Here is a 7,900-nt window from a genome sequence, read left to right as displayed (position 1 = left end):
CCTCGAGACCGCCCTGACCCACTACGACCGGCGACGCAGAGCCGAGATCAGACGCATCCAACGCGCGGCCCGCTACAGCGCCCAGTGGTACGAGAGCCTGCCGCGCTACATGGACCTCTCGCCGCTGGAGATGTTCACGCTGCTGGGCAAGCGGCATTCGCGGCTGCTCCCGCACCTCCCGCCCCGGCTGTACTACCAGGTCGGGCATGCGATCGAGCGGCTCCCGTCGCTGGGCCTCTTCCGGCGCGGCTCGACAGCCGGATGAGACCGTTGCCTGCTCGCCGCTACTTGACGGCGCCGCTGGTGATGCCCGAGATGATCTTCCGTTGGGCCACGGCGAAGACCACGACCAGTGGCAGGCTCATCAGGATCACGTAGGCGAAGATCAGGTGCCAGTTGTTGAGGTAGAGTCCGGCGCTGGCCACGCGGAAGAGGTTGAGCGGGAGGGTGTCCAGCCGCCCGCCGATGACGAAGAAGGCGTAGAAGACGTCGTTCCAGACGTACAGGCAGACCAGGATGGTGGCCGTGGCCAGCACCGGGCGCAGCAGCGGGAGCACGACCAGCCAGAAGACCCGGAGCGGGCTCGCGCCGTCGAGCTGCGCCGCCTCTTCGAGCGAGTCGGGGATGGTACGCACGAAGCCGGTGACGAAGAAGATCACCGTGGACAGGTAGATGCCCATGTAGACGCCGATCATCCCGACCGCGGTCCCGGCCAGGCCGAGCTGGCGCAGCAGCAGGACGACGGTGACGACGGCGGGCGGGAGCACGATCCCGCTGATCGCCAGCGCGTACAGCACGGCGTTGAGCCGCGTGGCGCGGCGGGCCAGGATCCAGGCCGCCATCGACCCGAACAGCAGCACCCCCACCACCGAGGGCACCACGACGAGCAGGCTGCCCAGCGTGGCCTGGAGCACCTTGCCGTCGGCCCACACCTGGCCCAGGTTCTCCAGGAGGTGCCATCGGGACGGCAGCGACAGGTCCGGCTGGAGCGCCTCGCCCTGCGACTTGCCGGCCGTCACCACCACCAGCCAGAGCGGGATGCCGATGGCCGCCGCCACCAGGACGATCGCGACGGCCGGCTGCAGTCTCCGCCAGAGGATCAGGTTGCTCACAGGACCTCCTCCCGCTTGCGCAGGACGTAGATGACCGGGAAGGCCATGAGGGCCACCAGCAGGAACAGCACCAGGCTCATCGTCGTGGCCTGCGCGAACAGCCCCTGCCCGAAGGTGCGGTAGATGAAGATGTTGAGGATCTCCGTCGTACGGGCGGGGCCGCCGCCGGTCGTGGCCTGGGCGACGTCGAACCCGTTCATCGAGCCCAGCAGCGCCGTGGCGACGTTGAACGTGATCGCGGGCGCCAGCAGCGGGAAGCGGACCGTCCAGAACGTCCGCCACCGCGACGCCCCGTCGATGTGCGCGGCCTCCACGATGTCCTCGGGGACGGTCTTCAGCCCGGCCAGGTAGATGAGCATCGACAGCCCCATCCACTTCCACGCGTGGATCAGCGCGACCACCACGATCGTCCAGGTGGTGTCGCCGAGCCAGGCGTAGTCGATCCCGAGGAGCCGGTTCAGGCCGCCGGTGGGCTTGAGCAGCGCCTGGAAGACGTAGCCGACGGCCAGCGCGGACATCAGCACGGGGAGGAGGAGGAACACCCTGGCCACCCGGTTGACCAGGGTGTCGCGCTCGAGCAGCACGGCCAGGCCGAAGCCGAACACGTTCTGGAAGATCGCCACCAGCACCGCGTACACCACCGTGACCCGCAGCGACCGGAACAGCGTGCCGTTGGAGGCCAGGTCGGTGAAGTTCTCCAGCCCCACCGGACGGATCGAGCTCTTGAAGCCCGACCAGTCGGTGAAGGCGTAGACGAAGTTGAACAGCGTCGGCAGGAAGAAGAACACCAGCAGGATGGCGAACGCCGGGGCCATGAACCACATGGGGTGCGTGCGCCGGCGGACGATCGGGCGTCCGCGGGTCGTGGCGCGCCGGGGCGCGGTCTGCCGCGCGGGGGTGGTGGTCAGCACGTGGGGACTCCTCAGAAACCGCTCGCACCGGCCGCCTTGGCCAGCTGGGCGAACTGGTCCTGCGTGGCCGAGGCGACCTTCTCGGGCGTCAGGGTCCCGTTGATCATGTCGGCCAGGTTCAGGTACAGGTCGGGGTTGGCGACCGCGAGGGCCTGCATGGACCCGACGGCGGTGGGCAGCGAGGCGTGCACGTCGAGCAGCGCCTGCGGCACGCCTGCCGGGCTGGGCACCGACGGCTCCAGGGAGACGGTGTTGCGGTCGGCGACGAAGTCCTTGTAGCCGGGCCCCATCCAGTACGCCAGGAGCTGCCGCGCCGCGGCCTCCCGCTTGGCGTCACCGGTCTTGAACGCCACCAGCGCGTTGGACTGGTCGGGGATGAACGTGCCGACGTTCCCCGACGGCGAGATCGGGAAGAAGCCGATCTTCTTGTTCAGCGTCGCGGTGTCCGCCGAGGCCTGCAGCTGCCCGAAGAACGAGTTCACCTGCACGACCATGGCGGCCTTGCCGGCCAGCAGCGCCGCGCCCTGGTCCTCGAACTTCGCCGTCTTGATGTCGGAGTTGAACAGCCCCTCGTCGATCAGCGACTTGTACTTCTTGATCGCGCCGACGACGGTCGGGTCGGTGAACTTCTCCTTGCCGGCGTTGACCCGCTCCCACAGGCCGTCCTTGGCCGCGTCCGCGAGCTGGACCTGCACCCACCACTGGGTCGCCCACTTGTCGCCGGCCATCTCGAAGAACGGGGTGACGCCCTTGCCCTTGAGCGTGCGCGCCAGCTTCACCATCTCGTCGAAGTTCTTCGGCGTGCCGGCGATCTTGTTGGCGGCGAAGACCTCCTTGTTGTAGTAGACGCCTTCGACCGCGGGGCTCGTGATGAGGGCCGCGTACCGGGTGCCGTCCAGAATGCCGGTGATGTCCTTCAGGTCCGGCGACAGCTGCGGCAGCCACGGCGCGTCGTTCAGCGGCTGGAGGTTGGCCTTGGCGTTGATCGCGGTCAGCATGGACGCCGTCGGCTGCCAGAACGCCAGGTCGGGCTTGTCGCCGGTGGCGACCTTGGTCTGGATGCCCTGCTCGTACGGGTCAGGGATCGTCACGACCTCGACCGTCGCGCCCGTCGCCTGCTGGAACCCGGCGATGACCGCCTTGGGCACGGTGTTGCTGTTCTGGGCGGCCCAGATCGTCAGCTTGACGCCGTCGAGCTTCGCGCTCGGGTCGGCCCAGGCGGCGGGGGCGGCCGAGGTGGAGGAGGAGGTCTCGACCGAGGGGTCGCTGCACGCGGCGAGCCCGAGCGCGAGCGTCGCCGCGGCGGCGGCGGCCGTCCATTTGGTCTTCATGGTGGTCTCTTTCATGAGGCGGTGCGGATGCGGAAGATCCGGGCGGAGAGGGGCTCCTCGCCACGGGACGTGAGCGTCAACACGCCAGGGCCGGGCTCCCAGTCGCGATCCCAGTCCGGCAGGTGCCGGGGGTAGAGGACGTCGATCTCGACCGCACGACCCGCCAGGTGGGGCAGGTCGAGCCGTACGGACCACGCGTCGTCCCGCCGCCAGACGCCGGCGTATGTGGTGTCGCCGGCACGCAGCCCCAGCGCGAGGGCGCCGTCGTCCCAGCGCGGCAGCCCGAGCGGCCACAGCGGGGTCGCGCGGGCCAGGTCCGCGCGGATCTCCTTGTGGACGCGTACGGCGTCGCGGACGGAGTCGAGCTGCGCGGCGCTCATCCCGTCCAGGTGGCCGGAGAGGTAGAGCCGTCCCAGCATGCCGGTGCAGAGCGTGAAGGCGATCTCCTCGTCCGACATGTCGGGCTGCGGGTACGCCCAGCTCGCCGACTGCTCGGGCAGCACCGACATCGGCGCCGCCACCGCGATCGGCGGGTAGAGCCGGAAGTCCTGCTGGTCGCTGGTGGACTGCAGGTGCAGCCTGGACAGCATCGCGTAGTCCATGCGCATGGCGCCCGACGCGCAGTTCTCCAGGGTGAGCCCCGGGTGGCGCGCGAGCACGCCCTCCAGCCAGGCCAGGTGGGCGCGGTTGCAGGCCAGCAGGCCGTCGCCGGCGCTGTCGGCGTCCAGGTCGGTGCCCGCGCCCGGGTCGATGTTGTAGTCGAGCTTGAAGTAGCCGACGCCCAGCTCCTCCACCAGCCGGTCCACGACCTGGTCCAGGTGCGCGACCGCGCGGGGATGGCGCAGGTCGAGGTGGTAGCGGCCGTTCTCGACCACGCGCACGCCGCCGCGCTGCAGGAACGCCTCCGGCGGCAGCTTGTCCGCCATGGGGCTGCGTACCCCGATCACCTCGGGCTCCAGCCACAGGCCCGGCACCATGCCGTGCTCACGGATCCGGCCGAGCACCTCCTCGATGCCGCGCGGGAAGCGCGTCTGCGACGGCTGCCACTCGCCGACGCTGTCCCACCAGAAGCCGTCCTCGTCGTACCAGCCGGCGTCCACGCAGAACACCTCGGCTCCCGCGGCCGCGGCGGCGTCGATCAGCGGCAGCAGCTTGGCCGTGGTCGGGTCGCCCAACAGCGTGTTCATGTAGTCGTTGAACACCACCGGCAGGCGTTCCCGGTCCGGATGCGGCCGGACGATCGCCCGCCGGTGCGCGGTCAGCGCCGCGGCCGCCCCTTCCAGGCCCTCGCCGGACACCGCGACCGACACCGGCACGGTGGTGAACGACTCCCCGGGCGCGAGCCGGTGCTGCCACTGGTGATCGATGTCGGTCGGCCCCAGCAGCGCGACGTACGGGCCGTCGAGCCGCTCGCCGACCTCCCAGTGCCAGGGGCCGTTGTGCTCGATCTGCCACAGCCACGCCTGCCCGCTGTCGCGGTCGACCAGGCCGCCCGTGGGCAGGTGGGCGCCGGTCGACCAGGTGCCCGTCCCGACGACCGCGAGCCGGCCGCGGCCGTCCTGGCCGTGCAGGGACAGGTGCAGATCGGGTACGGCCTGCCCGCGCAGCGGCTCGCGGACCCAGCGGCTCTCGCCCAGCCACTCGTTGTCGGCCCGCACCACGTCGGAGGAGTCCACCGAGCCGGCGAAGGCGGCGGCGAACGACGTGACGCCCAGCAGCAGTGTTGGAGCCTGGCCGCGGTTGGTCACCCGCGTCCACGCCTGGAACGCGGCGACCCCCTCCGCCGAGCGGAGGAACACCTCGGCGTCCAGCCCGCTCTCCCGGTCGTGCAGGTGCACCCGCAGGAGGTGCCACGGCCCGTCCGTGCTCTGGTCGCAGCCCAGGTAGGCGAGGCGCCGGCCGACGGCCGTCTGGGAGAAGCGGTGCGAGGAGTGCGCCCGTCCGGTGCCGGGGAGCAGCAGCTCCACCAGCGGCTGCGTCGCCCGGGGCCGATGCGCGGTGGCGGTGTCGCCGCGTGACAGCGACCGCACGCCGACCGGGCCGTCGGGTGAGACGTCGAGCACGACCCGAAGGCTCGGGTGGCCCCAGACGACGCTGGTGTTCATGGATCTCCCTTGCTTGATCTTTGTGCGGTGCTTGCTCTAGCCGAGTGGTGCGGCGATCTGGATGCGGTCGATGTCGGGTGCGTAGCGGGAGGCGTTGCCGAACGTGATCGTGTTCGCTCCGGCGGCCAGCGTGACGTCCACCACCGTGGTGCGGTAGTTCGACCAGCCCAACGTGTTGCGGAAGTAGTGCCGGGCGGCCGGGCCGCCGTTCACCGAGATGTCGGCGTAACGGTCGACGATGTTGGTGTTGTAGTTGCTCGCGCCGTCGCCCAGCTCGCCGTTGGCGTACGTGACGACCATGCGGTAGCGGCCGGCCGACGGGACGGTGACGTTGTTGAAGCGCAGCGTGTTGGCCGCGCCGGCGCCGATGTAGCCGACGTAGCCGCCGCCCGAGGCGGCCGAGTTGGACGCCACCCTGGCGGCGCCGGCCAGCGTGTTGGCGCCGGACTCGGCCTCGTACGCGGTGACCGTGCCTGAGGACGACGCCACGTCGATGTAGTCGAGCTGGGCCGCGCCCACCTCCAGGCGGTTGATGCCCGCGGTGAGGAACACCTTGGCGGTGACGGTGTTCCAGCCCGTGGCGGCGGGCAGGGTCACGTCGGTCAGGTCGGAGCCGTTGAGCCGCAGCCTGACCGTGCGCGAGGCCGGGGCCGAGTAGCGCAGGCCGACGCTGTAGTAGCCGTCCGTGGGGGCCGTGACCACGAACCTGGTGCTCCCGTCCACGGAGGTGACCTGGCCGTACGTGATCGAGCCCGACAGGTCGGCGTACTCCGCCTCATAGCGGGAGCCGCTGGTCGCGGCCTTGGCCGGGGTCACGACCACGTGGTAGGCGGAGGAGCCCTTGAGCCCCGTGAGCGGGACCGTGATCTGCCCGCTCGCGGGGGTGAAGTCCGCCTCGGTGAGCTTGTACGGGCCGGGGGAGGGGTTCAGCCCGGTGTTGTCCACGCCCCAGACAGTGGCGTGGACCGGGGTGCCCAGCTCGCCCGGGATGCCCTTGACGACCAGGTTCGTGTCGTACGTGCCGCTCGCCGGATTGTTCCCGCCGAAGAGCACCCTGGCCTGCTTCTTGGCCTGGTCGAACGCGGCCAGTCCCTGAAGGGAGCCGCCCGCCGCCGGCGGGGTGACGGCCACGGTGGCGCCGGTCAGCTCGCCGTACCACTTGTACAGCCACCAGCCGCCGGTCGCCTGGTTGTTCCTGGTGACCAGGTCGTTCAGCCCGCCGGCCGTCGTCCAGTACGCCAGGCAGCCGTCGACCTTGCTGCTCTCGAACCTGGCCACGAACTGCACGAGATTGCCCGGCACGCCCAGGTCGCCGGACGACCGGCCGTACTCGTTGATCGTGATGCTTCGGGGGGATATGCCGAGGCTCGACTCGATCGCCCGGTAGTCGGAGTAGTGCGCGTTCCAGCCCGTGAAGAAGTCGTTGCCCAGCTCGTGCCACGTGGTGACGTCCGGCAGCACGCCGTTGTCCCGCGCGAACTGCATGAACGTGCGCAGGTCGGCCGAGCGGTAGCTCGAGAAGTTGGGACCGGCGATGCGGGCGCCGGGGTCGATCGAGCGGATCCGGCGGTAGACGGTCCGGTAGTCGTTCATGAAGCCGGTCAGGTTGCCGCCGTACCAGATCTGGTCGGGCTCGTTGAATGGGACGTACACGTACGAGGTGCGGTACGGGTCGGCGACGACCTTCCTGACAATGGTGTCGACCTTGGCCAGGTAGTCGTTGATGCCGAGGTTCTCGTACGGCCACTGCTTGTAGATGTCCTGCATGTAGATCTGGATGTCGCGGCCGCCCGCGCGCTTGAACATGGGGGCGACCTTGAGCGCGTCACCGTTCGGGTGCTGCAGGCCGTCGGGAGCCTTCTGGGCGGTGACCTGGGGCTTGAGGGCGGCCAGCATGGTCTCGTTCGGGATGCCCTCGTCGCCGAGCCCGTACAGGAAGCCGGTGGCGCCGTACCGGAGGGCACCGGTCTGGGTGGCGAGGTCGACGACGAGCTGGGACGCGGCCTGGGCGGGGGCGGCAGGCGTGACAGCGGTCACCAGGACCACCGCCAGCACCGCTGACCAGGCATTTTTCCTCCTCATGACGGGACTACCTCCTTGCGTGCTCGGGCGTTATGGCGCCCTTGGGGGGACGTGGAGGTGCATGGATGTGACCGGTCACATTTCCTTGAAGCCTGAGTGTGACCGCTCACATGGACGAGGAAAAGACCCTGTTACCAGGTTGTTACCAGCAAGTGTCGGACGAGCGCTTGGTGGGCGGCTCTCGTGAATCGGCCGGCGGAAAAATGGTTGTACGGGACGCCGTGCGACCTGATAGCGTTCCGCTCACCGTGACGTCACGCAAGGAGGTGAGACCCATGAACGCTGTATCGATGTGGGTGCTCCCCTCGTCGTCACGGTCGGGCGATTGACGTAGGTGTCGCCGGGAGCGCCTGGAAGGG

Annotated in this window: 5 protein-coding genes and 1 pseudogene; 1 reads left to right on the top strand and 5 read right to left on the bottom strand. The window is 69.8% G+C overall.

The window, feature by feature from the left end:
* Window positions 1-265 (top strand): annotated as a pseudogene (locus AB0H84_RS50825) (hypothetical protein); the annotation flags it as partial.
* A 19-nt stretch (window positions 266-284) separates the two neighbouring features.
* Here the strand turns inward: AB0H84_RS50825 and AB0H84_RS50820 are convergent.
* From AB0H84_RS50820 to AB0H84_RS50800, 5 genes are read right to left on the bottom strand one after another with little or no spacing between them, the layout of a single operon-like run.
* Complete coding sequence (locus tag AB0H84_RS50820) at window positions 285-1,112, bottom strand: carbohydrate ABC transporter permease (protein ID WP_357621209.1); 828 nt, start codon at window positions 1,110-1,112, stop codon at window positions 285-287.
* On the bottom strand, window positions 1,109-2,023 hold the full coding sequence (locus AB0H84_RS50815; protein WP_357621207.1) for a sugar ABC transporter permease: 915 nt from the start codon (window positions 2,021-2,023) through the stop codon (window positions 1,109-1,111). Before AB0H84_RS50815 ends, AB0H84_RS50820 begins: the two co-directional genes overlap by 4 nt.
* An 11-nt stretch (window positions 2,024-2,034) precedes the next feature.
* Complete coding sequence (locus AB0H84_RS50810; RefSeq protein WP_357621205.1) at window positions 2,035-3,354, bottom strand: extracellular solute-binding protein; 1,320 nt, start codon at window positions 3,352-3,354, stop codon at window positions 2,035-2,037.
* Window positions 3,355-3,365: 11 nt separating this feature from the next.
* The gene (locus tag AB0H84_RS50805) at window positions 3,366-5,459 is read right to left on the bottom strand and encodes a glycoside hydrolase family 36 protein (protein ID WP_357621203.1); all 2,094 of its coding nucleotides are present in this window, start codon (window positions 5,457-5,459) and stop codon (window positions 3,366-3,368) included.
* A gap of 36 nt (window positions 5,460-5,495) precedes the next feature.
* Window positions 5,496-7,541 (bottom strand): CBM35 domain-containing protein, encoded by a 2,046-nt coding sequence (locus tag AB0H84_RS50800; RefSeq protein WP_357621201.1) that lies wholly within the window; start codon window positions 7,539-7,541, stop codon window positions 5,496-5,498.
* Window positions 7,542-7,900 lie beyond the last annotated feature (359 nt).

The sequence above is a fragment of the Nonomuraea sp. NPDC050786 genome, assembly GCF_040654115.1.
In the GTDB taxonomy this organism is placed as follows: domain Bacteria; phylum Actinomycetota; class Actinomycetes; order Streptosporangiales; family Streptosporangiaceae; genus Nonomuraea.
Note: the sequence above shows the minus strand (reverse complement) of the source record. Positions and strands in the feature narration are given on the sequence as shown.